The sequence below is a fragment of the Salipiger aestuarii genome (assembly GCF_003259905.1).
GTDB lineage: Bacteria > Pseudomonadota > Alphaproteobacteria > Rhodobacterales > Rhodobacteraceae > Salipiger > Salipiger aestuarii.
Genome location: NZ_QLMG01000019.1, coordinates 50239 through 74644, shown reverse-complemented (window position 1 = coordinate 74644; position 24406 = coordinate 50239). Strand labels below are relative to the sequence as shown.

The following is a 24406-nucleotide window of genomic DNA, read 5'->3' as shown; positions in this document are numbered from 1 at the left end:
CCAATATCAAGGCGCGCCGCCCGTCCCTACCTCTCGAATGTCCGTCGCGCCAACAAACCGTCCGTAACTCAGCAGCTCCGCTACCTCATCCCGTCCAGCCCGTCCGGCGCCCCGTCCAGCGCCTCAGCGCCGCCGGTGAGGGGGCTTTTACGGTTAGCCACCAACACCCGCAACCCCTTTTTGCAAAAGACGTCATCTTTTCTTCAAGAAAAGACAACTAACAAACCAAATCAATACCTTAACCCAAAACTCCACCCCAAACCCAAACCGCCAAAACCCCCGCACCCTCAGCAACATCCCCCAAAAACAACCCAATACCCCCCCTACCCACGACCTTATCCACACAAACCAAACAGAATCCCCAAAACAATCACGCAAAAGGGCGGAACCAAACGGTCCCGCCCTCAACTCGAGTCGCTTTGATGGCGAATCCCTATTGCGCGGCAACGCTGGTCAGTTTGCTTAACGCACCCGCCATCGGAGTCGTTACGCCCTCGGGCAGATCACGATCGGACAGGTCCGCAAGCCGCGCGGCCGGCGCTTCATAAGACAAATGCACCGCGCCCTCCGCATTCTCATACACAAGAACATGCAGCGGCAGCGCCAGGCCCAGCGTCCGGTCCTCGATCATCGCGGGCGTACCGACCTTGGGATTGCCAAAGATCACCAACTGCGATGCCCCTATATCCTCACCGACCTTCTGGGCCCCTGCCCCGTGATCGACGCGCGCGAAAACCGTGGCCCCCGCGTTCTCGATCGCGTCGATCAGCGCATCGGCAGCTTCGGGTACCGATTTGTCGGTCGGAACCGAAACGACCTCGGCCGTTGCTGCCGTTGAAAGCAGGGTCAGTCCGACCAGAGCTTGCTTGAACATGTTGTCTCCTATCCGGATGCGCGCATGAACGGCGCGCGTTGAAAGGGAAGCCGCAGCACCAACAGCACCAGCACGACTCCCATGTAGATCAAGGGCTCGATCTGAAAGCCCTTTACCAGCATGACAAAGTGCAGCCCGCCAAGAAGGGCCGCGCCATAGGCAAGGCGATGCAGCTTGCGCCAGGTTCTGCCCCCCAGCTTGCGGATCGACATGTTGTTCGACGTGACCGCCAGCGGGATCAGCAGCGCGAACGCGCCCATACCCACGGTGATATAGGGACGCTTTAGAATGTCCGCCCAGATCTGCGAGGGGATCTGCACATCAAGCACAAGCCAGACCAGCAGATGCAGCACCACATAAAAGAAGGCGATCAGCCCGACGGCACGGCGATACCGCATCAGGTTCACCCCGGCAAAGCGGCGCAGCGGCGTAATGCACAAACCGGCAATCAGTAACTTCAGCGCCAGTTGTCCCAGTTCGTGTTCCAGGGCGCGGATGGGTTCGACCCCAAGCCCGCCGGTCAGGCCCTGATATAGCAACCAAACCGGCGGCAGCACGGCAATCAGATACAAGGGCCACGGCGGAATCCGGCGCGTTACCGCGTTGATCCGGTCGGCGATCATCAGTGGTTCACCGTCAGATCCATGCCTTCGTACAGCGAGGCCACCTCGTCATAGCCGTTGAAAACCAGCGTCGGCTTGCGCTTGGCGAACAGCCCCCCGCCGATTTCGCGTTCGGTGGCCTGCGACCAGCGCGGATGATCCACGGCGGGGTTCACGTTGGAATAAAAGCCGTATTCGCGGGCGTTCGCCTTGTTCCACGACGTCGGCGGTTCCTTGTCCGTCAGCGTGACGCGCACCACGGACTTGATTGACTTGTACCCGTATTTCCACGGCACCACGAGCCGCAGCGGCGCGCCGTTCTGACGTGGTATGTCGCGCCCATAGATGCCGGTGGCCATGATGGTCAGCGGATGCATGGCTTCGTCCAGACGCAGACCTTCGACATAGGGCCATTCCAGCACGTTGCGGGACACACCGGGCATCTCGTCAGGACGCAGCACCGTTTCGAAGGCGACATGTGTGGCGCCCGATTGCACCCCAGCCATCTCCAGCAGGTCGGCGAGCTCGAACCCGGACCAGGGCACGACCATCGACCACGCCTCGACACAGCGGAAACGATAGATCCGCTCTTCGATGGTCATCTTCGACAGGATGTCATCCAGCCCATAGGCGCCGGGGCGATCGACCATGCCGTCGATCTGCACCGACCAGGGGGCGATGGTCAGGTCGCCGGCATAGCGCGCCGGGTCTTCCTTGCCGGTGCCGAATTCATAGTAATTGTTGTAGTTGGTGATTTCCTCCCAGCTGTTGGGCGTCAGCCCGTCGGCCGCCTGGGCGCGCCCCGCAAGCCCCGCGACGGCAAGCCCGCCCAGCCCCGCCATGATCTGGCGGCGATTGAGCCAGTGGCGTTCCGCGGTTACGTCCCGTGCCGTCATGGTGTTTGTCCAGCGATGCGCCATGGCGTCCTCCTGTCGCGATCCATTCCCTTACATATACGAAGGGCCATGCTTTGTTGTTTCACCTCGGGGGGGGGCGACAGGCTCACGTTCTGGTGTTCTCGCCATCGGCGGGCCGATAGCTTGGGCGGATCTTGTTGAACGGGATCGAGCTGCCGTCCGCCTGCACGATCCGCACATGACGGCGGCGCATCTGGCGCGGCTCGGACACACCGACCGAATGGGCGATTGTCTCGACCTCCTTGATGATCGCCTTGGCGTAATTGGCGACCTTCTTGTACTTGTCTTCGACCACCAGCCCCTGTTGCAGGCGCGGGTCGTGGGTGGTGATCCCCGTCGGGCAGGTATTGCGGTTGCATTTCAGCGCCTGAATGCAGCCCATCGAGAACATGAACCCCCGCGCCGAGGTCACAAAATCCGCGCCAAGGCAGATCGCCCAGGCCACATCCGCCGGATTCACCAGCTTGGCCGATGCGACGATCCGGATGCGGTCCTTCAGCCCGTAGCGGTCGCGCAGATCGACGATCCGGGGCAGCGCCTCGCGGATCGGCATCCCCACAAGATCAATCAGCGGCATGGGCGCGGCCCCGGTGCCGCCCTCGCCACCGTCGATGGTGATGAAATCCGGCGCGCTTTGCGGGCCCCGTTTCGCGATCAGGTCGAACAGTTCCTCCCATTCGTCGGACGAGCCGATCACCGTCTTGAAGCCCACCGGCTTGCCCGACACCTCGCGGATGTGATGGATCACGTCCAGAAGATCGCCGAAATCGTCGATCTCGGGGTGGCGGTTGGGCGAAATCCCGGCCTGCCCGACCTTGAGTCCGCGAATGCGCGCCACCTCTTCATTGACCTTCTCACCGGGCAGGATGCCGCCCTTGCCGGGCTTGGCCCCCTGCGCCAGCTTCAGCTCGAACATCTTCACGTTCGGGTTGGCCGCGACCGCGCGCAGCTTGTCATCGCTCAGCTTGCCATGTTCATCGCGCAGGCCGAATTTCGCGGTGCCGATCTGGAACACCAGGTCGCAGGCGGCGGCCTCGTGATAGGGCGACAGCCCGCCCTCGCCGGTGTTCAGCCAGATGCCCGCCAGGTTCGCGCCCTTGCTCAGGGCCTGAACGGCCGGTTTGGAAATCGCGCCGTAGCTCATGCCCGAGATATTGAAGATCGACCGCGCCAGATAAGGCTTGCGCGCATGCGGGCCGATCACCATCGGCTCGGTCGATGCGAACTGATCGTCCAGCGGCGGGAACACGGCGTTCACGAAAATCGGCGTGCCGGGGATATTGAGGTTTCGCGTCGATCCGAAAGCGACGGTGTTATCCTTGCCCTTGGTTGCGTGATAGACCCAATCCCGCTGGGCGCGGTTGAAGGGCATCTCTTCGCGGTCCATGGCAAAGAAATACTGGCGAAAGAACTCGCCCAGCTTGGTGAACAGCCCGCGAAACCGGCCGATCACCGGATAGTTGCGCCGGATCGCGTCGCCTGATTGGACAGAGTCCACCATGTACAGCACAATGGCGACAAGCATCGCCACGCCGATCACCGCGACAAAGAACAAGGCCATCATCTGAAAGATGTACATTGCGGCGCCCATGGTCATTTCCTACACATTCATTGCTTTGCATGACTAGGCTCATGCGGCTATTGTCGCTCAACCGTCACCGGCAGATTGACGACCGTTTTGCCGGACGGCAACCACCGGGAAGGGGTTAGAGATGACGAAATGGTTCGTGACGCTGATAATTGGCGCAACGCCCGCACTCGCCGACGGTCTGGTGCATTATGACACGCCGCAAAGCTTTGACGATGTGATCTTTGGCCTTGAAAGCGCGATCATCGACGCGGGGCTGGTGGTGGATCACGTCAGCCACTCCGGCGACATGCTGGAACGCACCCGTGCCGATGTCGGGTCCGACGTGATTCTGTTCGATCATGCGGATGTTTACAGCTTTTGCTCGGCCGCGTTGTCGCGGGACGTGATGGAGACGGACCCGCTGAACATCATGTTCTGTCCCTACGACATTTTCGTAATGGTGCGCCACGATACCCCCGATGTGACCACCATCGGCTTTCGCGCCTTTCCCGACGGCGAGATGCAAAAGATCCAGACCCTGCTGGACGGTATCGCCCGCACGGCCATCGGGATGGACTGACGCGTCGGCGACGCGCGTATGCGGGCGGACGGCCCTGCCCTGCCCCGGCCCCTGGGCTCGATGCGGCACAAAAAGGCCCGGCACCTTTCGGGGCCGGGCCGGTTGGTGTCACGCCGTCAGTGAACGACCGCGTCGTCCGGTCTGGGCCGGTTCGACGCCCCCACCGTTTCGCCGATCAGCAGCCCCTCGGCCCCGGCGCTGACGGGCACCGTGTCGCCATCGCGAATGTCACCGCTCAGCAGCATCTCGGCCAGCGGGTCCTGCAAGGCGCGCTGGATCACCCGCTTGAGCGGACGCGCCCCGAACACCGGATCATAGCCTTCGTCCGCCAGCCATGCCCTGGCGCCGTCGTCCAGCGTCAGCGTGATCTTGCGCGCCGCAAGACGCCGCAGCAGGCGCGACATCTGGATTTCGACGATACCGCCCATATCCTCGCGCTTGAGCCGATCGAAGATGATCGTCTCGTCGAGCCGGTTCAAGAACTCGGGCCGGAAATGCGCCCGGACCGCGTCCATCACGTCGCGCCGGGCATGGGCGCTGTCCGCCCCTTCCGGCAGTTGCGACAGCGCCTGAGACCCAAGGTTCGACGTCAGGACGATCAGCGTCTGCTTGAAATCGACGGTGCGGCCCTGACCATCGGTCAGCACGCCATCGTCAAGCACCTGAAGCAGCACGTTGAACACGTCCGGATGCGCCTTTTCGACCTCGTCGAACAGCACCACCTGATAGGGCCTGCGCCGCACGGCTTCGGTCAGCACGCCGCCTTCGTCATAGCCGACATAGCCCGGAGGCGCCCCGATCAGACGCGCGACCGAATGTTTCTCCATGAACTCGGACATATCGACCCGCACCATGGCGTTGTCGTCGTCGAACAGGAATTCGGCCACAGCCTTGGTCAGCTCTGTCTTGCCGACGCCGGTCGGCCCAAGGAACAGGAAACTGCCCAAGGGGCGGTTTTCGTCGTTCAGGCCCGCCCGCGCCCGACGCACGGCATTGGCCACCGCGCGCACCGCCTGATTCTGGCCGACAACGCGCTTGTGCAGCGAATCCTCCATGCGCAGAAGCTTTTCGCGATCGCCTTCCAGCATTTTCGACGTGGGTATGCCGGTCCAGCGTTCGACGACCTCGGCGATCTGTTCGGGGCGCACGGCTTCTTCCACCATGACATCGCCTTCGGACTCGTCCGCCTCGGACAGCTGCCGTTCGATCTCGGGGATGCGACCGTATTGCAATTCGCCGGCACGGGCAAAGTTGCCCTCGCGCTTGGCGATCTCAAGTTCCGCGCGCATCTTGTCGAGTTGTTCCTTGAGGTCGCGCGACGACGCCAACTTGTCGCGTTCCGCCTGCCACTGCGCTGTCATCTCGGCCGAGCGTTCCTCGACCTCGGCCAACTCGCGTTCCAGCGTTTCCAGCCGATCGCGCGAGGCCTGGTCGTCTTCCAGCTTCAGCGCCTCGACCTCGATCTGCATTTGCAGGATCTGACGGTCGATCTGATCCAGCTCTTCGGGCTTGCTGTCGACTTCCATCCGCAAGCGGCTGGCGGCCTCGTCCATCAGGTCGATGGCCTTGTCGGGCAGGAAACGGTCGGTAATATAACGGTGCGACAGGGTCGCCGCCGCGACAAGCGCAGAGTCGGAAATCCGCACGCCATGGTGCAGTTCGTATTTTTCCTTGATGCCGCGCAGGATGCTGATCGTGTCTTCGACCGTCGGTTCCTGCACCATCACGGGCTGAAACCGCCGGGCCAGCGCCGGGTCCTTTTCGACGTGCTTGCGGTATTCATCCAGCGTGGTCGCGCCGACGCAATGCAGCTCGCCCCGCGCCAGCGCCGGTTTCAGCAGGTTCGAGGCATCCATCGCCCCGTCCGCCTTGCCCGCGCCGACAAGCGTGTGCATCTCGTCGATGAACAGCACGATCTCGCCGGCGGCGGCCTCGATTTCCTTCAGAATGGATTTCAGCCGTTCCTCGAATTCGCCGCGATACTTGGCCCCCGCGATCAACGAGCCCATGTCGAGCGCCAGCAGCCGCTTGCCCCTCAGGCTTTCGGGCACGTCGCCGTCGACAATGCGCAGCGCAAGCCCCTCGGCGATGGCGGTCTTGCCTACACCCGGCTCCCCGATCAGCACCGGGTTGTTCTTGGTGCGGCGTGACAGAACCTGCATCGAGCGGCGAATTTCGTCGTCGCGTCCGATGATCGGGTCGATCTTGCCCTGCTCGGCGGCCTCGGTCAGGTCGCGCGCGTATTTCTTCAGCGCCTCATAACCTTCTTCGGCGCTGGCACTGTCGGCGGTACGGCCCTTGCGCAGATCGTTGATCGCCTCGTTCAGCTTTTGAGGTGTGACCTTGCCCGCCTCCAGCGCCTCCTTGGCCCCGGATTTTTCGATGGCCAGCGCGGTCAGAATGCGTTCGACCGGCACAAAACTGTCGCCTGCCTTGCCCGCGATCTTTTCCGCCTCGTCCAGCACCTTGGCGGTGGCGCTGTCCAGATAGGTCTGCCCGGCATCGCCGGACACTTTCGGGAATTTCGCCAGCTTCGTCTCAAGCACCTGCGTCACGCGCGCCGCGTCGCCGCCCGCGCGGGTGATCAGATTGGACGCAAGCCCCTGATCGTCGTCCAGAAGTGCCTTGAGAATATGCTCGGGGGCGAGACGCTGGTGGCCGTCCCGCATTGCGATGGTTTGTGCAGCCTGGATGAACCCACGCGACCGCTCCGTGAACTTGTCCAAGTTCATCGTGTCTCTCCTTGCGATAAGCGCCCGTCTTGTCGATGTCACGCCCGCCTTGCGGCACATGACGGCACCGGGCCTCGGGAAAGGAGATGGGCAGCGACGGGCCGGGGTTCAAGATCCGGGATCGCAAAAACCACACCCTGTCAGCAGCAATTTGTTTACCGATTCGCTGCCAAGCTGCGGAACGGGCTGACAGAAAGGGCCAAGACACAGAAAGGGCCAAGACCATGCATGTGCGGGAAATCACCGTCGACGGGTTCGACGGGCCAGAGCCCGAGGCGATGAAGCCCGGCACCGTTTCGCTGATCGCAGACAACGGACGGATCGAAATCGCGCGGCTGGCGCCCCCCCGCGCCTCGCCGTGGAAAGCGGCGCTGCGGCGGCGCATCCCGGATCGGGCGCTGCCTATTTCGCAATATCGCCCCGGCGACGAAGAGCTCTCGTTCGACGTGGGGCTTCTGGCGGTGCTGCGTTCGAACCCGTGATCCCCAGCCATTCCGCACGGGATGGCCGGTGATCGCGCCCCCGGTCTTGACCTTGGGAAACCGCAGCCGCATGACAGGCCCACCTCACCCCGAAGGAGCGCCCCCGATGAATGCTGCAAGCGATGATCGCCTGATCGTGGCCCTGGATGTCCCGAACGCGCTTGAGGCGCTGCAACTTGCCGATGGCATCGGTGACGCCGTGTCGTTCTACAAGATCGGCCTGGGGATGCTGACCAGCGGCGGTCTGGCGCTTGCCAACGAGCTGAAACAGGAACACGGAAAGCGCATCTTTCTGGACCTGAAGCTGTTCGACATCGGTCAGACGGTGGAAAACGCCGTGCGCGGACTGTCGCAGTTCGATCTGGATTTCCTGACGGTGCATGGCGATCCGCATGTGGTGCGCGCCGCCAAGGAAGGCACGGGGGGCAAGGATCTGCAAATCCTCGCGGTGACCATCCTGACCTCGCTCGACCGGTCCGATCTGGATGCCGGGCTGATGCAGGCGGGCGACGTGGCCGACCTGGTGGTCGAACGCGCCGCGAAGGCGTTCGAGGCGGGCGCCGACGGCGTCATCGCGTCGCCGAACGAGGCCGCGCGCATCCGTGCCCTGCCCCAGGCCAGCGGGCGGCTGATCGTGACCCCCGGCGTGCGTCCCGCAGGCAGCGCGGGCGACGATCAGAAACGTATCGCAACCCCGGCGATCGCCATCGCGGCGGGCGCCGATCATATCGTGGTGGGCCGCCCCGTCTGGCGCGCCCCGTCCCCGCGCGCGGCCGCGCAGGCGATACAGGCAGAGCTGCGCTCGCCTCAGGCGCGGATACCCAACCGGTAAACTGCGTCAGTCTTCGTTGATGTCGCGGTCCCAGGTCTTGACCTGCCCTTTGCGGATGCCGACCATCTGTCGCAATGCAATCCATGCGGCCAGCGACACCAGCGCAAAGACCAGCACCAGCCAGTGCCAGCCGACGGCATAGCCCGCGACCAACCACAGCCCCACTGCCGCCGCCCCGATCGCAAAGCCAAGAAACAGAAACCCCGGCACCACCATTTCAAGCACAAGCAACACCGCCGCAGCGGCCATCCACGCCCACCACAGATAAATCAGCCCGGTCATGTCCTGCCCTTGAGCATGGTGAACGCGTTGCGAAACGCTTCGACCGCGTCGGCGGGCAGCACGATGGTTTGCCGTCCTTCGCCCTTGGCAAGCGTGGCCAGGGCATCGACCTGTTTCAGCGCCACTTGGTATTGCGCTGCCTCCAGCCCGTTTTCCGCGATGGCCACCGCCACGACCTGCGTGGCGTAAGCTTCGGCATCGGCGGCGATGCGGCGGGCCTTGGCGACCTGCTCGGCGGCGTACAGCTCGGCGTCGGCGGACAGTTCGACCGCGCGTTTGCGCCCTTCGGCCTCGGTCACCTGTGCGCGGCGCGCGCGTTCGGCGTTAAGCTGCTGCAACATCGCCTCGCGGGTGGCCTGATCCAGGTTCACGTCCAGGATTTCGGCCCGCGTCACCTCGATCCCCCAATCATCGACCTGCTCCTCGACATTGCTCTTTATCGTGGAAATCAGCGCCGAGCGGTTCGACTGCACCTCGTCCAGTTCCATCTTGCCGATCTCGGCGCGCACGATCCCCGCCACGGTGGTGGCGATGGCCGCATCCACGTCGCGGATGCGATAGACCGTCTTTTCCGGTTCAAGGATGCGATAGAACACCGAGGTTTCCACCTGCACAAGCACGTTATCCGCCGTGATGGCATCCTGCGTCGCGGTGGGCAGTTGCCGTTCCAGGATCGACACCTTGTGCGCCACGCGATCCAGAAACGGCACAATGAAGTTGATGCCCGGCCCGAGCACCGCGCGCAGCCGCCCAAACCGTTCAACCACATGTTTTTCCGATTGCGATACGATCCTGACGCCCAGAAAGACGCACAGGATGACAAGCCCGGCAAGAAGCAGAACAACGATGGTCCCGCCCGAAAGAAACTGCAGAATGATATCGGTGTCGTTCATAATATGATCCTTCACGAAACGGGATCAGTATGCCGCGTTGTCAAGCGGCGGAACAGCCCGGGCGGGAACCTTGCGCGCCCTGCGGTGTTTTGGCAACGTAACAGGCAGGAGAAAAGGCGATGGCACAGAGTCACGCTCAGATCGGCAATCTGACTTACAATGCGGCGACGGCGCAGCACGAGGCGCTTGTCACGTTCCACACCGCTGGCGGGCGCGTGCGCGTTGCTGCCAGCGTCGATGCACCGCTTGACGCCGACCCCGAGGTCGTGCGCCGGCAGTTGATTTCCGACGCGATGCTGGGGTGTCGCGAACCGGACAGGCTGCGTTCCAGGCTCAAGGCGTCGCCGCCCGAGCCGGTGCTTCGGGCCGCACGTCCCAGCACGTCGTTGGCGGGGGCCATGGACTGGCTGCGCCGGTTGCACGCGGCCTGACCTTGCAGTCGGTCCGGCCCCGGCCCAGCAGTGTGACCCCGGCCTAGCCGCGCGACCCCAGATATGCGTCAAGCATCTGGCGAAAATGCGGGATCGCGTCGTCGCGTTCCAGATATATATCGGGGGCCATCAACCCCCACCCCCGTCCCTCGCCGCCAAACACAACGCGACTTGCCGCTTCGGATGGCAAGTGCGCCGCGAAGAACCAGCTTGGCCCGTGCTGTTGACGCCATGCAAGCGCGGTTTCGGGAAGATCCAGCCCGGTTTCCTCGCGCGTCTCGCGCAGGGCACATTCCTCGGGGCGCTCGGTGCCCTCGCGCCCGCCGCCCGGAAAATCCAGGCAGTTGGGCCAAGGGATTCCCGGCGTGTCGTCGCGGCGGATAACCAGCAGGTCGGACCCGAGAAACAGCATCAGTTTTGCGCCGGCATAGCTCATGTCGTGGCGAAAGCCTCGTGTATCCTGTATATTCGGAAGGTAAGCCTTCTGCCCGGATTTTCCAGACATGCCCGCGCTCTGCCGTGACTGCCTTGCCGTCTTCGATCATGGTACCCGCTGCCCCGCCTGCGGGCGGCCCCGAATCGCGCACCACGACGAATTGTGGGACCTGTCCATCGCTCATATGGATTGCGATGCCTTTTATGCCAGCGTCGAAAAGCGCGACAATCCCGATCTTGCCGACAAGCCGGTGATTATTGGCGGCGGCCGGCGCGGTGTGGTGTCCACTGCCTGCTATGTGGCGCGCATCCGGGGTGTCCGGTCGGCCATGCCGATGTTCAAGGCGCTGGCCCTGTGCCCTGACGCGGTGATCGTCAAACCGCGCATGCAGACCTATGTCGATGTATCGCGCCAGATTCGGGCCCTCATGGAGGATCTGACCCCCGCGATCGAGCCGCTGTCGCTTGACGAAGCCTTTCTGGATCTGACCGGCACCGCGCGCCTGCACGGCGCCCCGCCGGCGGTCGTGCTGGCGCGGCTGGTCAAACGGATGCGCGACGAACTGGGGATCACCGGGTCCATCGGGCTGTCCCATAACAAGTTTCTGGCCAAGATCGCATCGGATCTCGACAAGCCGCACGGGTTTTCGGTGATCGGGCGCGCCGAGACCCAGGATTTCCTGCGCCCCCGCCCGGTGCGGATGATCTGGGGCGTCGGGCAAACCACCCAGGACGCGCTGGAGCGCGCCGGCATCCGTACGTTCGCGGACCTGTTGCGCTGGGATCGCCGCGATCTGTCCGCGCGGTTCGGCGGGATGGGCGACCGGCTCTGGCATCTTGCGCGCGGCGAGGACATGCGCAAGGTGACGCGGGATTCGCCGGTGAAATCCATCTCGAACGAAACCACCTTTCACGAAGACACCGCGGATGCCGATATTCTGGACGGGCATCTGTGGCGACTGGCGGAAAAGGTCTCGGATCGCGCCAAGGCCAAGGGGCTGGCGGGGCGTGTGGTCACCCTCAGGGTCAAACGCGCGGATTTCAAACTGATCACCCGGCGTCACGCGCTTGGCGACGCGACGCAGGTCGCCGACCGGATCTATCGCACCGCGCGCGGGTTGCTGGATCAGGTCGGCGCGCAGGGGCCGTATCGCCTGATCGGCACCGGAATTTCGGAACTGGTGCCCGCTGGTCAGGCGGACCGGGTCGGCGATCTGCTTGATCCGGGCGCATCCCGCCGCGCCGACGCCGAGCGTGCAACCGATGCGATCCGCGCCCGGTTTGGCGACAGCGCCATCATCAAGGGGCGCGCGCTGCGCTGAGCGGCACATCCATAAAACGTTTTAAGTCAGCGGCAAGAAATCGGGTCCAGGGCCAACCGGAACGGGACCGGAACTCCGAGGAAAAACGATTCATTCGCCCGACCGGTCCAAGACATCGCGCTGTGAACGCTGTGCCTTCGGTCGCTGGTTGCACTGTGACGATTTCGGCGCATTACTGCGCGCGGGCAAACCGTGGCAGGTGACCACGCGCCTGCACGCGGAATTTCATGAGACCGCGGGCGAGGTGGCGCGACTGGCCGTCAAGCAGCAAATCGACGCCGCGCGCAGCCGGCTGGACACCACCTGTCACAAACGGCTGGAAAAGCTGGTAAGCACGCTGGCCCCCTGGCGATCCGAATTGCGCGACGCCGCGACCGTTGCGAAAAGCGCGCCGCCTGAGCGGTCGCGACCCAAGACGTGCCGCAAGCTGTGCGGCCCGCCGGTTCAGGCGCCGCGACGCAACAGTTCGTCTTCTTCGTCCTGCACATCATAGCCAAGCGCCTCCAGCCCCGATTCGAGGTGGTCGGCCAGATGCGGCGTTCCGATCAGGTAGTCCGCCGTCGGCGTGGACGCTTCGGTCAGGGCGGTGCCGTAAGCTTCGTCCCATTCCCCCGCGTCGAACGCATCGCGCCCGATCCACATGATCGCGACAAGTGCTGCCTGCTCTTCTTCGGTCATGTGCTCGATGAGGCCGCGCATTTCGCCCTCGCCCCGGCGAGTCTCGCGGGCCATCAGGATAACATGCGCGACCTTTCTGACACTGATCTGTTCCATGATCCCCGTCTCCTTTCAGTGATCACGCAGCTTGAGACGAAGCCGTAGCGCGCGTCCTTGATCCTGCTCAAGCATACGGCATGAACGCGCGGACATAAAATGCCCCCATATATTAATGTGAAATGTATTTTATGTTCCGAAAGAACGAGTTGCACGCTTAATCCCGAGGCGGCCTGTCTGGCTCCCCGCCTTGGGCAAAATCGAAATTATCCAGTCTGCGCGCGCGATTCCCCGCCTTTTCAGCGGAAATTCGAATCTCGGCGACGTCGCGCGCCGCCTGCCCGAAATGCCGGTCAAGGTTTTCGACCCGCGTGCCCATCCGGTCGACATCGGCGGCCAACAGCCCCAGTTCGCGCCGGATCGCGCCCGCCTGTTCGCGCATCCGCGCATCCTTGAGCACACCGCGCAATGTGTTGAGCACCGCCATGCAGGTGGTGGGCGACACGATCCAGACGCGCAGGGCGAATCCTTCGCGCACCACCTGCGCGTGATTGGCGTGCAATTCCGCGTAAACCGCTTCGGAGGGCAGGAACATCAGCGCCGAGTCCGAGGTTTCGCCATCAACGATGTAGCGCGCCGCGATGTCGCGCAGATGTTTGCGCACCGACAGGCGAAAAGCCTGCGCAGCGCGGGTTTTCTGATCGCCCATCTCGGCGCGCATCAGCACCTCATAGGCTTCCAGGGGGAATTTCGCGTCGATGACGATGGGGCCGGGCGGCGCGGGCATGTGGATCAGGCAATCGGCGCGCCGCCCGTTTCCCAGCGTCGCCTGCAACGTATAGGCATCCGGCGGCAGCGCCTTGCCCACGATGTCGTTCAGCTGGATTTCCCCGAAGGCCCCGCGCGTCTGCTTGTTCGACAGGATGTCCTGAAGCGACAGCACATCGCCCGAAAGGCGGGTGATCTTGTCCTGCGCCTTGTCGATGACCTTAAGCCGTTCCTGCAATTCACCCAGCGAATGGGCGGTACGACGCGCGCTGCCATACAGGCTTTCGCTCATCTTGCCCTGCACGTCCGCAAGCCTGCGTTCCATCAGGTCCAGCATCGCGCTCTGGCTTTGCATCTGCGCCTCGGTAACGTGATGCAGCCCTCCGGCAAGCCGTTCCTGCCCCTCGCCCAGCGCCTCGACCCGGCGGGCAAGCTGCATCAGCGGGCCGGACAGGCGCGCCGCGCGGTTGGCGGCGCGAATCGACAGCACCATGGCCACCAGGATGACGCCGAGCACGCCTGCCACCAGCAGGCGCGGATCGTCCAGCGCGAACGGCAGGGTCTGGGTCATGTGCGGCCGAACAGCCTCTCGATATCCGAAAGCTTGAGTTCCACATAGGTGGGCCGGCCGTGATTGCACTGGCCGGAATGGGGCGTGGATTCCATCTCGCGCAGCAGGGCGTTCATTTCCTCGCCCCGCATCCGCCGGCCGGACCGGATCGAGCCATGGCAGGCGACCCGCGACAGGATCGCCTCGATCTTTTCCTGCACCAGCTGGCTTTGGCCGAAATCGGCCAGTTCATCCAGGATGTCCGTCAGCAGCGCCTTGCTGTCGACCTCACCCAGAATCGCGGGCGTCTCGCGTACGCAGACCGCGTTGCCGCCAAAGGGTTCCAGCGTCAGCCCCATGCGGGACAGATCGTCGGACACGGACATCAGCCGTGCGAGATCATCGGCGGAAAATTCGACGATGTCGGGAATCAGCAGCGCCTGCGCGGCCACGCCACGTTCCGCCATCTGGCGTTTGAGCTTTTCATAGACAAGCCGTTCATGCGCGGCGTGCTGGTCGACGATGACGATGCCATCCTCGGTTTGCGCGATGATGTAGTTTTCGTGCACTTGCCCGCGGGCGGCGCCCAGCGGCAGCGATTCGGACGGCGTGGCGGGCGTGTCTTCGATCCGGCCCGAATAATCCTGCGAGAACTCCGCAAAGCCCGCCGGTTCGGGCGCGCGCGCCGGGGCCTGCGCCCGAAACGCCGCGCCCAGCGCGCCCTGGCCGGGCCGATCCATCTGGTAGACGCGTGGCGCCATCGGTTCGGGCCGCATTGCCCCCAGCGTCGCCCCCGCCACGGTAGAGGACGCGCGGTGCCCCGCCTCGGCCAACGCGTGGCGCAGGGCCGACACGATCAGTCCGCGCACCACGCCGGGTTCACGAAACCGCACCTCGGACTTTGCGGGATGGACGTTGACATCCACCAGATGCGGGTCGCAATCGACGAACAGCGCCACCGCCGGATGCCGGTCCCGGCCGAGAAAATCCGCATAGGCCCCTCGCAGCGCCCCGACCAGAAGCTTGTCCTGCACCGGGCGCCCGTTGACGAACAGGTGCTGCGCCACGGACGAGCCGCGCGAATAGGTCGGCAACGCGGCAAGCCCCGTCAGGCGAAACCCGTCACGCTCGGCGTCGATGCTCAGCGCGTTGTCGGTGAATTCGCCGCCCATCACCTGCGTCAATCGCGCGCGCAGCGCATCGAACAGATCGCCCGAGCAGGCATCGGCGCGAAAGGTCGTGCGGTCCTTGCCCTGTGACACGTCGCGCAGGGTAAACCCCACCGACGGCTCGGCCATGGCCAGCCGCTTGATGACCTCGGAAATAGCCTGCATTTCGGCGCGGTCGCTGCGCAGAAATTTCAGCCGCGCGGGTGTGGCGTAAAACAGATCGCGCAGCGTCACCACGGTGCCGCCATTCAGCGCGCAGGGCCTGACCTCGGCCGCCTTGCCCCCGGCAACGGCGATTTCGGCAGCCTCCAGCCCCGAAACCCGGCTTTGGATCGTCAGCCGTCCGACCGCTCCGAGCGACGGCAGCGCCTCGCCCCGGAAGCCGAAGCTGTGGATGTTCAACAGATCGCTGCCGTCGATCTTTGACGTCGCATGGCGGCACAGCGCCAGCGGCAGCTCGGGTCCGGAGATACCACAGCCATCGTCCGTGACGCGGATCAGCGTCTTGCCGCCATCCGAGATTTCGATCGAAACGCGCCGCGCGCCCGAGTCGATGGCGTTTTCGACCAGCTCCTTGACCGCCGAGGCGGGCCGTTCCACCACTTCGCCAGCCGCGATGCGATTGACGGCGGCCTCGTCAAGCTGCCGGATGACCGGACGGCCATCGGCGCTGATATTGGGGGCATTGCTGTTCATGCCACAAGACCTAGCAGGCCGCGCGCGATTCTGAAACGGGGGACGCCGTCATTCGCGCACGGAACGCTAGCTGTCGTTCGCGGCCTCGAACCAGCGGCGGATGGCCAGACGCTCGGCGTCGTCCATGAACGTCAGATTCGCCGGAGGCATGGCCCGGCTCAGCCCGGCCTGCAGATAAATCGCCCGCGCGTTTTCAGCGATGCCCCTGGCGCTGTCCAGGTGCACGCCCCTGGGGGCCCAGGCCAGCCCCTCCCAGCCCGGCTCGGCGCTGTGGCACATGGAACAGCGGCCCGACACGATGTCCCGGACATCGTCGAACCCGGCGGCCTGCGCGTATTTCGCCGTTGGGCCAGTCGCTTGCGCCTCCCAATCGGACTCGCCTGGCAGGTTTGCGGTCGACAGCCACATGATCGCAAGAAAGATCAGCGTGGTGGCCAGCCAGGTCCAGTGCGGGTTGCCCTTTCGTGCGTGCATCGAGTTGAAATAATGCCGGATGGTGACCCCCATCAGGAACACGAGGCTGGCGATGATCCAGTTGTAGTCAGACGCAAACGCCAGCGGGTAGTGGTTGGACAGCATCAGGAACAGAACCGGCAGCGTCAGGTAGTTGTTATGCGTGCTGCGCTGCTTGGCGATCCTGCCGTATTTCGGATCGGGTTTGCGCCCCGCCTTCAGATCCGCCACCACGATGCGCTGGTTCGGCATGATGATAAAGAACACGTTCGCCGTCATGATGCTTGCGGTAAACGCCCCCAGATGCAGCAGCGCCGCGCGCCCGGAAAAGACCTGCGTGTACCCCCATGCCACTGCCACGAGAACGACGAACAGGAACAGCATCAGGCGCGTGTTATCGTCGCCGAATGTCGATTTGCACAAGGCATCATAGGTCAGCCAGCCGATGCTGAGCGACAGCAGCGAGATCAGAATCGCCGCCCAGACCGGGATGTCCAGCACCGACGGATCGACCAGATAGAACTCTGCCCCCAGATAATAGACAAGAATCAGCATCGCGAACCCCGACAGCCAGGTCGCGTAGCTTTCCCATTTGAACCAGACCAGATCGCCGGGCATCTGCGCTGGCGCGACAAGGTATTTCTGGATGTGGTAGAATCCACCCCCATGCACCTGCCACTCTTCGCCGTCCGCCCCCGAAGCCAGATCGCGGTCGCGGTGCAGCCCAAGATCCAGCGCGATGAAATAGAACGACGACCCGATCCAGGCGATGCCGGTGATGACATGCACCCAGCGCACCGCAAATTCGATCCAGGCTTCCATTGCGATGAAATTTATCATGTCCTGACTCCGCTGATTGCGATGGCTGCCGGTGGGGCATCTCGGCCAGACAAGCCCAAGTTTCGGGCGGTTGCACCCGGAAACTGCCCCCGGGCGTCCCCGCCCGCGCGTTATCGGCGCCCATCGCCCCCGGCTTGGTCACTGCCGTGACGCCATGCTACGCAGGAAGGGCCTTGATCCGGGGAAACCGCATATCACATCCCGCATAAGACATCAGCCATGAGGAGACGCAAGATGAAGACCGAAGAAGTGGGCGCCAGCATTCTTGAGACCTGGACCGCCGATGAGGTGGCCGAGGCATTTTCCCGCGACGAGATCGTGCTGATCGACGTGCGCACCCCTCAGGAGTACATGTTCGAACATATCGAAGGCGCGCTGTTGATGCCAATGGCGTTCTTCAAGGCGTCAAAGCTGCCCGGCCAGACCGACAAGCGGATCGTGTTCCATTGCGGTTCGGGCGCGAGGTCGGAAAAGGTGGCGCGCGCCGCGATTGACGCCGGGACAGCGCGGATCGCCCATATGGAGGGTGGTTTCGGCGCCTGGAAGGGGACTCACAAGCCATATATCGGCACGAACATGGCGACCGGCGCGCCCCAGCTCGTCAACTGAGTGCCGCGGCCGGTCGTCGGTCGCAAAACCAACGGGCGCCCCGGCGACGCGGAGCGCCCGTTGCCATCAGCCGTGCGACGCCGCGACCATCAGACCCTCGGCCTTGAGACGCGCGTGGCATTCATCAAGCGATTTCACCGCACGTTCGATCAGGGTGTCGATTTCATCAAACGACAGCACCAGCGGCGGTGAGATGATCATCCGGTCCCCGACATGGCGCATCACCAGATTGTTGGCGAAACACCGCTCCCGGCAGATGTAGCCCACCGTGCCCGCATCCGACGCAAACGCCGCGCGGGCCGATTTGTCGGGGGTCAGCGCGATAGAGCCCATGAACCCTTCGATCTGCGCTTCGCCCACCAGCGGATGGTCCGCCAGCGCCTGCCATTTTTCCCTGAGATAGGGGCCGGTTTCCTGGGCGACGCGGGCAACGATGCCTTCTTCGTCGAGGATTCGCAGGTTTTCCAGCGCCACGGCGCAGGCCACGGGATGGCCGGAATAGGTATAGCCGTGGTTGAATTCGGTCCCCGAGATCACGTTTGCCACCTCGTCCGACAACAGCGACCCGCCGATGGGCTGGTACCCCGACGACAGCCCCTTGGCGATGGTCATGATGTCGGGCGTGATGCCCATGGTCTGGCTGCCGAACCAGTTGCCGGTCCGGCCAAAGCCGCAGATCACCTCATCCGCGATCAGCAGGATGCCGTATTTCTTCACGATGCGCTGGATTTCCGGCCAGTAGGTGGCGGGCGGAACAATGACGCCACCGGCGCCCTGGATGGGTTCCGCGATAAAGGCGCCGACCTTTTCGGGCCCGATCTCCTCGATGGCCTGCTCAAGCTGGCGGGCGCGTTCCAGACCGAATTCCTCGGGGGACATGTCGCCGCCTTCGGCCCACCAGTGGGGCTGGTCGATGTGGTGGATGCCCGGCACGGCGCCGCCCTGCGCATGCATGCCCTTCATGCCGCCCAGCGACATCGAGCCAAGCGACGAGCCGTGATAGCCGTTCCAGCGCGAGATGATGGTCTGGCGTTCCGGCTGGCCCTTTTCGGCCCAGTAGGTGCGCACGAGGCGGATGTTGGTGTCGTTCGCCTCGGACCCGGACGAGGCATAGAACACATGGTTCAGATCTCCCGGCGCCAGTTCGGCAAGGCGCGCCGAAAGCTGGATCGCGGGCACATGCGTGGTCTGAAAGAAGGTATTGTAGTACGGCAGCTCTTCCATCTGGCGCGCGGCGGCGGCGGCCAGTTCCTTGCGCCCGTAACCGATGTTGACGCACCAAAGCCCGGCCATGCCGTCAAGGATACGCTCGCCTTCGCTGTCGGTCAGCCAGACGCCCGAAGCCCGGGTGATGACGCGCGCGCCCTTTTGCGCAAGATCGGCCCCGTGGGTAAACGGGTGCATGTGGTGGGCCGCGTCCAGCGCCTGAAGTTCGGCGGTGGGGGCATTGGGCGAAATAAGGCTCATGGCCGCGTCTCCTGTGGATGTCGGGGAGTTGGCCGGCAGAATATGATCAAATTATCCGGCGGTCAATCCGCGCTGCGTCGAATCACGCCAAACCTTCGGTGATCTGGGTCATGCCCTGCTCGACATCCGCGCGCATCGCGCGGGCGGCCCCGTCCGCATCGCCCGCCGCAAGCGCGCTCAGGATCGCCTTGTGCTGATCGGGCAGGTTGCGCGTGCCGAACTGCCCGCACACCACCCGCAGCGACGGACCAAAGCGCAGCCACAGCCCTTCGACCAGGTCCGTCAGGATCGGCGCGCGCGCGATGGCGTTCAGCTCGGCGTGAAACTGGTGATTCTCGACCAGATAGCCACGCACGTCGCCGCGCGCGATGGCACCATCCAGCCGGATATCGGTCGCGCGCAGCCGCGCGATTTCCCCCGCATCGCAGCGCACCGCGGCACGGGCCGCAAGTGTCGGTTCCAGCGCGATCCGCGCAAGGGTCAGCTGCTCGATCGCGGGGGCATGCAGTACCGGCACGATGATTCTGCGGTTGCCTTGAAAATCCAGCGCCCCGGCGGCGGTCAGGCGGCGCAGCGCCTCCCGCACCGGGGTCATGCCGACCTGCATCTGTTCGGTCAGTCCCTGGATGGTCACCGGCTGGCCCGGTTCCAGTTCGCCGAACAGGATCTTGTCTCGTAACCGGCGATACACCAGCTCATGCGCCGGAAGCCCTGTTCCCTCTGCCTGCAAATTCACCGCCTGCCTTTCTTTTGACCGCCTGCCCCAATGTGCCATCTTGCGCGACATAACGCACCGTGAAAACATCGCGCATGTTGCCTTGTGTGACAAGATTTGATCAAATCCAAAGGGCGCGGGGCATCAAGACCCCAAAGTCTGACACGGACCTCACGTCCAACGGGAGCACATCATGACCAACCCCCTTCTGAGCTTCACCGCGACCCTCGCCCTTGTCGCTGGCATGGCCCATGCGGACGAGGTCCGCGTCTACAACTGGTCCGATTACATCGACGAAGACCTGCTGACCAAATTCGAAGAGGAAACCGGGATCGACCTGATCTACGACGTGTTCGACAGCAACGAAGTGCTCGAAACCAAGATGCTCGCGGGCGGGTCCGGCTATGACGTGGTGGTGCCCACCGGCACCTTCCTGCAACGACAGATCATGGCGGGCGCGTTCCAGAAGCTAGACAAATCCAAGCTGCCCAACATCGACAACATGTGGGACGTGATTTCCGACCGGACGTCGAAATACGACCCCGGCAACGAATACGCCATCAACTACATGTGGGGCACCACCGGCCTGGGCGTGAACCTTCCCAAGGTCAAGGAGATCCTTGGCGATGACGCCCCCGTTACGTCGTGGGATCTGGTGTTCAAGCCCGAGAACATGGAAAAGCTGGCCGACTGCGGCGTGATGTTCCTGGACGCGCCGGCGGAAATGATCCCGGCCGCGCTGAATTATATCGGCGAAGACCCCGACAGCCACGATCCCGACGTGATCGCCAAGGCCGAAGCGGTCTACATGCCGATCCGTGACCACATCCAGAAATTCAACAGTTCCGAATACGTCAACGCGCTGGCCAACGGCGACATCTGCGTCGCCGTTGGCTGGTCGGGCGACGTCCTGCAAGCTCGCGACCGCGCGGCCGAGGCCGGCAATGGCGTCGAAATCGCCTATTACGCCCCCGACGAGGGCGCGCAGATGTGGTTTGATGAAATGGCGATCCCGGTCGATGCGCCCAACCCCGAAGCGGCGCACAAATTCCTGAACTTTATCATGGACCCGCAGAACATGGCGGCGGCGTCGAACTACGTCTTTTATGCCAACGGCAACCTCGCGAGCCAGAAATTCCTGGTCGAGGATGTGATCGGCGATCCGGCGATCTATCCGTCCGCCGACGCGATGGAAAACACCTACACCACCACGCCTTACGACCCCAAGGTGCAGCGGACCGTCACCCGCCTGTGGACCAGGATCAAATCCGGCACCTGAGCCGCGCCTGATCCCGGCCCGCGCCCCCACCGCGCGGGCCCCCTTGACTGACAGGAAGCACCCCGCGCATGGCCCAGACCGTTTTCGCCCCCTGGACGGATCCCGTTCAGAAGCCACTGATCGAATTTCGCAACGTATCCAAACGCTTTGGCGATTTTACCGCGATCGACAACCTGTCGTTGACGATCTACGAAAAGGAATTCTTTGCGCTGCTCGGCCCCTCGGGCTGCGGCAAGACAACGATGATGCGAATGCTCGCCGGGTTCGAGACGATCTCGGGCGGGCACATCCTGTTGGACGGACAGGAAATCAGCGCGGTGCCGCCCAACAAGCGCCCGGTGAACATGATGTTCCAAAGCTACGCGCTGTTTCCGCACCTGTCGATCTGGGACAACATCGCCTTTGGTCTGAAACGCGAAGGCCGCGACGCGGCGTTCATCGACGAACGTGTCGACGAGATGCTGCGCCTGACCCGGATGAGCCGCTTTGCAAGGCGCAAGCCGCACCAGATTTCCGGCGGCCAGCGCCAGCGCGTCGCGCTGGCCCGCAGCCTTGCCAAGGCGCCCAAGCTGCTGTTGCTGGACGAACCGCTGGGTGCGCTCGACCGCAAGCTGCGCGAGGAAACGCAGTTCGAACTGATGGACATCCAGGAAAAGACCGGCACCACCTTCGTGATCGTCACCCACGACCAGGAAGAAGCAATGACCGTCGCCTCGCGCATCGCGGTGATGGACGAAGGCCGCATCGTGCAGGTCGACACCCCGGACCAGATCTACGAGGCGCCCAATTCCGTCTATGTCGCGGATTTCATCGGCGACGTGAACCTGTTTTCCGGCACCGCCACCGCCCGCCCGGTCGACATGGCCGCCGCCCCCGAACCCACTGTCGCGCTGGATGCCGAGGCCACCGCCCCGCGCCATGACGCCGCGCTGCGCGATACGGTCGAGGCGAACACCGCGACGGCACAGCGACTGCCCGCGCCCGACCGCAAAGGCGACTGGCTGTACGACAAGCTTTTCCGCCGCTTCATGGGCAGTCGCGAAACGGCCCCCCGACGCCTTCCGCCGCCCTCGCCCGCGGAAGTCGCCGCCGCGCGGGCGCGCGAGGCCCCCGCGCGGCCCGCCGATTCTGCGCCCGCGATCAAACCCGGCGGCATCCTTGTCGACTGGGCCGACGGGCAGCCGCCGATCATCGCCGCCAATGGCGACACGGCGGTCGCGGGCGAAAAGGTGACCTTTTCGATCCGCCCTGAAAAGGTGACCATCGACGCGGAGCAACCCGACCGCCCCAATGCCTACAAGGGCAAGGTCATCGACATCGCCTATCTCGGCAACATCTCGACCTTTCATGTCGAACTGGCGAACGGCACCATGGTCAAGGCGCAAATGGTCAACGCCCGCCGCCTCGCCAATCGCCATATCACCTGGGAAGACGAGGTCTGGATCGGCTTTTCCGAAACCGCCGGCGTCGTGCTGAAGGACTGAGTCATGCGCAAGGCAGTCCTCATCGCCATCCCCTACCTCTGGCTGGTCGCCCTGTTCCTGGTGCCCTTTCTGATCGTTCTGAAGATCTCGCTTTCGGACATCGCGCTGGCGCGGCCGCCCTACATGCCACAACTGGATCTGACGCAGGGCTGGGCAGGGCTGACCGCGTTCTTCTCAGAGCTCGATCTCGACAATTTCGCCTTTCTCGCCACCGACGACCTGTATTGGAAAAGCTACCTCAGCTCGCTTCGGATCGCGGCGCTGTCGACGCTCATCACCCTCGCGGTGGGTTACCCGATTGCCTACGGCATGGCCCGCGCCGATCACGCCTGGCGCCCGACGCTGCTGATGCTGGTGATCCTGCCGTTCTGGACCAGCTTCCTGATCCGGGTCTATTCGTGGATGGGAATCCTGTCGAACGAAGGCACGCTGAACACCGTACTGCAATGGCTCGGCGTCATAAACGAACCGCTTCAGATCATGAACACCCCCACGGCGGTCTATATCGGCATCGTCTACACCTATCTGCCGTTCATGGTATTGCCGATCTATTCCGCGCTGGAAAAGCTCGATGACTCGCTGCTGGAAGCCGCCGAAGACCTTGGCTGTTCACGCTTCACCGCATTCTGGCTGGTCACCTGGCCGCTGTCGCGCAGCGGCATCGTCGCGGGCTGCTTCCTTGTCTTCATTCCGGCGCTGGGTGAATTCGTCATCCCGTCGCTGTTGGGCGGGTCCAGCACGCTGATGATCGGCAAGGTGTTGTGGGAAGAGTTCTTCAACAACCGCGACTGGCCCGTGGCCTCGGCGGTGGCGGTCATCCTGTTGCTGATCCTGATCATCCCCATCGTGCTGTTCCAGCGCAACGAACAAAAGGCACGGGAGGCCGAAGGATGAAACGATTCAGCTGGTTCAATGCGACATCGCTTAGCCTCGGATTTGCGTTTCTCTACCTGCCGATGATCCTGCTGGTTGTCTACAGTTTCAACGAAAGCCGCCTGGTGACCGTCTGGGCAGGCTTTTCGACGAAATGGTATGGCGAGCTGTTCCGCGATCAGGAATTTCTCGACGCGGCCTGGGTCACGCTCAAGGTCGGGGTGTTCTCATCCACACTGGCGACGGTGCTGGGCACGATGGCGGCCTATGTGCTGGTGCGCGCCGGACGTTTTCACGGGCGTACGCTGTTTTCCGGCATGATCTATGCCCCGCTGGTGATGCCCGAAGTCATCACCGGCCTGTCGCTGCTGCTGCTGTTCATCGGCATCGGGCTGGACCGGGGCGTGCTGACCATCGTGCTGGCGCATACCACATTCAGCATGTGCTATGTGTCGGTCGTGGTGTCGTCGCGGCTGACCAGCTTTGACCGGTCGCTTGAAGAGGCCGCGCTTGACCTGGGCTGTTCGGCATTCGCAGCGTTCCGGCTCGTGACGCTGCCGATCATCGCCCCGGCGGTGATTTCGGGCTGGCTGCTGGCCTTTACCCTGTCGCTGGACGATCTGGTGATCGCCAGCTTCACCACCGGCCCGTCGGCCACCACCCTGCCGATCAAGATCTTTTCGGCAGTGCGTCTTGGCGTCAGCCCGCAGATCAACGCTCTGTCCACCCTGCTGATCGGCATCGTGACCATCGGGGTCATTACAGCGTCGGTCCTGACCAAACGCGCCGCCGTGGCGCAGGTGCGCGACGAACAGAAAGCGGTACGGGCCGCCTGAC

General features: G+C 63.7%; 24 protein-coding genes. 10 read left to right on the top strand and 14 right to left on the bottom strand.

All coding sequences use genetic code 11. From position 1 onward, the window contains the following. Positions 1–433: 433 nt before the first annotated feature. The 4 genes from ATI53_RS11720 to ATI53_RS11705 form a co-directional block, all read right to left on the bottom strand. A complete protein-coding gene (locus tag ATI53_RS11720; RefSeq protein WP_009504881.1) occupies positions 434–874 on the bottom strand; it encodes a DUF302 domain-containing protein in 441 nt (146 codons plus the stop codon). Between the two features lie 8 nt (positions 875–882). Next, the gene (gene msrQ / locus ATI53_RS11715) at positions 883–1497 is read right to left on the bottom strand and encodes a protein-methionine-sulfoxide reductase heme-binding subunit MsrQ (RefSeq protein ID WP_190323926.1); all 615 of its coding nucleotides are present in this window, start codon (positions 1495–1497) and stop codon (positions 883–885) included. After that, a complete protein-coding gene (msrP, locus tag ATI53_RS11710) occupies positions 1497–2396 on the bottom strand; it encodes a protein-methionine-sulfoxide reductase catalytic subunit MsrP (RefSeq protein ID WP_111550463.1) in 900 nt (299 codons plus the stop codon). The genes msrQ and msrP overlap by 1 nt, the downstream gene beginning before the upstream one ends. Before the next feature lie 82 nt (positions 2397–2478). After that, on the bottom strand, positions 2479–3984 hold the full coding sequence (locus tag ATI53_RS11705) for an FMN-binding glutamate synthase family protein (protein WP_034452625.1): 1506 nt from the start codon (positions 3982–3984) through the stop codon (positions 2479–2481). A 121-nt stretch (positions 3985–4105) separates the two neighbouring features. Between ATI53_RS11705 and ATI53_RS11700 the strand changes: the two genes are divergently transcribed. Continuing rightward, positions 4106–4543 (top strand): DUF302 domain-containing protein, encoded by a 438-nt coding sequence (locus ATI53_RS11700; RefSeq protein WP_111550462.1) that lies wholly within the window; start codon positions 4106–4108, stop codon positions 4541–4543. Positions 4544–4659: 116 nt separating this feature from the next. On the opposite strand, the gene clpB is transcribed toward ATI53_RS11700, so the two are convergent. Beyond that, positions 4660–7275: an ATP-dependent chaperone ClpB gene (gene clpB, locus ATI53_RS11695; protein WP_009504875.1), complete on the bottom strand. Its 2616-nt coding sequence runs from the start codon at positions 7273–7275 to the stop codon at positions 4660–4662. Between the two features lie 224 nt (positions 7276–7499). Between clpB and ATI53_RS11690 the strand changes: the two genes are divergently transcribed. After that, positions 7500–7757, top strand: a complete 258-nt coding sequence (locus ATI53_RS11690) for a hypothetical protein (protein ID WP_009504873.1) — start codon at positions 7500–7502, stop codon at positions 7755–7757. Between the two features lie 106 nt (positions 7758–7863). Further along, positions 7864–8589 carry an orotidine-5'-phosphate decarboxylase gene (pyrF, locus tag ATI53_RS11685; RefSeq protein ID WP_009504872.1) on the top strand — a complete coding sequence of 242 codons (726 nt, stop codon included), beginning with the start codon at positions 7864–7866 and terminating at the stop codon, positions 8587–8589. Positions 8590–8595: 6 nt separating this feature from the next. Here the strand turns inward: pyrF and ATI53_RS11680 are convergent, their stop codons facing one another. Both ATI53_RS11680 and ATI53_RS11675 read right to left on the bottom strand, forming a co-directional pair. Beyond that, positions 8596–8871, bottom strand: coding sequence for an NfeD family protein (locus tag ATI53_RS11680; RefSeq protein ID WP_009504870.1), 276 nt, complete (start codon positions 8869–8871; stop codon positions 8596–8598). Further along, positions 8868–9764, bottom strand: coding sequence for an SPFH domain-containing protein (locus ATI53_RS11675; protein ID WP_009504868.1), 897 nt, complete (start codon positions 9762–9764; stop codon positions 8868–8870). The genes ATI53_RS11680 and ATI53_RS11675 overlap by 4 nt, the downstream gene beginning before the upstream one ends. A gap of 119 nt (positions 9765–9883) precedes the next feature. Here ATI53_RS11675 and ATI53_RS11670 point away from each other — a divergent pair, with 119 nt between their 5' ends. Continuing rightward, positions 9884–10195 (top strand): hypothetical protein, encoded by a 312-nt coding sequence (locus ATI53_RS11670; protein WP_009504866.1) that lies wholly within the window; start codon positions 9884–9886, stop codon positions 10193–10195. A 43-nt stretch (positions 10196–10238) separates the two neighbouring features. Here ATI53_RS11670 and ATI53_RS11665 read toward each other — a convergent pair whose 3' ends face one another. Beyond that, positions 10239–10700, bottom strand: coding sequence for an NUDIX hydrolase (locus ATI53_RS11665; protein WP_375342736.1), 462 nt, complete (start codon positions 10698–10700; stop codon positions 10239–10241). On the opposite strand from ATI53_RS11665, the gene ATI53_RS11660 reads away from it, so the two are divergent. Further along, positions 10699–11952, top strand: a complete 1254-nt coding sequence (locus ATI53_RS11660) for a DNA polymerase IV (RefSeq protein ID WP_111550460.1) — start codon at positions 10699–10701, stop codon at positions 11950–11952. The two genes, ATI53_RS11665 and ATI53_RS11660, sit on opposite strands and share 2 nt — an antisense overlap. Before the next feature lie 444 nt (positions 11953–12396). Here the strand turns inward: ATI53_RS11660 and ATI53_RS11650 are convergent, their stop codons facing one another. The 4 genes from ATI53_RS11650 to ATI53_RS11635 all read right to left on the bottom strand — a co-directional run bounded on the left by ATI53_RS11650 (position 12397) and on the right by ATI53_RS11635 (position 17142). Continuing rightward, positions 12397–12726 carry a DUF3775 domain-containing protein gene (locus tag ATI53_RS11650; protein WP_009504861.1) on the bottom strand — a complete coding sequence of 110 codons (330 nt, stop codon included), beginning with the start codon at positions 12724–12726 and terminating at the stop codon, positions 12397–12399. 157 nt (positions 12727–12883) lie between these two features. Further along, positions 12884–14005 (bottom strand): DNA recombination protein RmuC, encoded by a 1122-nt coding sequence (locus tag ATI53_RS11645; RefSeq protein WP_009504860.1) that lies wholly within the window; start codon positions 14003–14005, stop codon positions 12884–12886. Beyond that, positions 14002–15849 carry a DNA mismatch repair endonuclease MutL gene (gene mutL, locus ATI53_RS11640; RefSeq protein WP_111550458.1) on the bottom strand — a complete coding sequence of 616 codons (1848 nt, stop codon included), beginning with the start codon at positions 15847–15849 and terminating at the stop codon, positions 14002–14004. Before mutL ends, ATI53_RS11645 begins: the two co-directional genes overlap by 4 nt. Before the next feature lie 66 nt (positions 15850–15915). Further along, on the bottom strand, positions 15916–17142 hold the full coding sequence (locus tag ATI53_RS11635; RefSeq protein ID WP_009504857.1) for a urate hydroxylase PuuD: 1227 nt from the start codon (positions 17140–17142) through the stop codon (positions 15916–15918). Positions 17143–17376: 234 nt separating this feature from the next. On the opposite strand from ATI53_RS11635, the gene ATI53_RS11630 reads away from it, so the two are divergent. Further along, positions 17377–17751, top strand: a complete 375-nt coding sequence (locus ATI53_RS11630; RefSeq protein WP_009504855.1) for a rhodanese-like domain-containing protein — start codon at positions 17377–17379, stop codon at positions 17749–17751. A gap of 66 nt (positions 17752–17817) precedes the next feature. On the opposite strand, the gene ATI53_RS11625 is transcribed toward ATI53_RS11630, so the two are convergent. Together ATI53_RS11625 and ATI53_RS11620 are read right to left on the bottom strand one after the other, a co-directional pair. Next, on the bottom strand, positions 17818–19218 hold the full coding sequence (locus ATI53_RS11625) for an aspartate aminotransferase family protein (RefSeq protein ID WP_009504854.1): 1401 nt from the start codon (positions 19216–19218) through the stop codon (positions 17818–17820). A gap of 82 nt (positions 19219–19300) precedes the next feature. After that, on the bottom strand, positions 19301–19993 hold the full coding sequence (locus tag ATI53_RS11620) for a GntR family transcriptional regulator (protein WP_111550465.1): 693 nt from the start codon (positions 19991–19993) through the stop codon (positions 19301–19303). A gap of 133 nt (positions 19994–20126) precedes the next feature. Here ATI53_RS11620 and ATI53_RS11615 point away from each other — a divergent pair, with 133 nt between their 5' ends. From ATI53_RS11615 to ATI53_RS11600, 4 genes are all read left to right on the top strand, one after another. Then, on the top strand, positions 20127–21212 hold the full coding sequence (locus tag ATI53_RS11615; RefSeq protein WP_111550457.1) for a polyamine ABC transporter substrate-binding protein: 1086 nt from the start codon (positions 20127–20129) through the stop codon (positions 21210–21212). A gap of 68 nt (positions 21213–21280) precedes the next feature. Next, complete coding sequence (locus ATI53_RS24375; protein ID WP_009504850.1) at positions 21281–22696, top strand: ABC transporter ATP-binding protein; 1416 nt, start codon at positions 21281–21283, stop codon at positions 22694–22696. A 3-nt stretch (positions 22697–22699) separates the two neighbouring features. Next, on the top strand, positions 22700–23590 hold the full coding sequence (locus ATI53_RS11605) for an ABC transporter permease subunit (protein WP_009504849.1): 891 nt from the start codon (positions 22700–22702) through the stop codon (positions 23588–23590). After that, complete coding sequence (locus ATI53_RS11600) at positions 23587–24405, top strand: ABC transporter permease subunit (RefSeq protein ID WP_009504848.1); 819 nt, start codon at positions 23587–23589, stop codon at positions 24403–24405. The genes ATI53_RS11605 and ATI53_RS11600 overlap by 4 nt, the downstream gene beginning before the upstream one ends. Position 24406 lies beyond the last annotated feature (1 nt).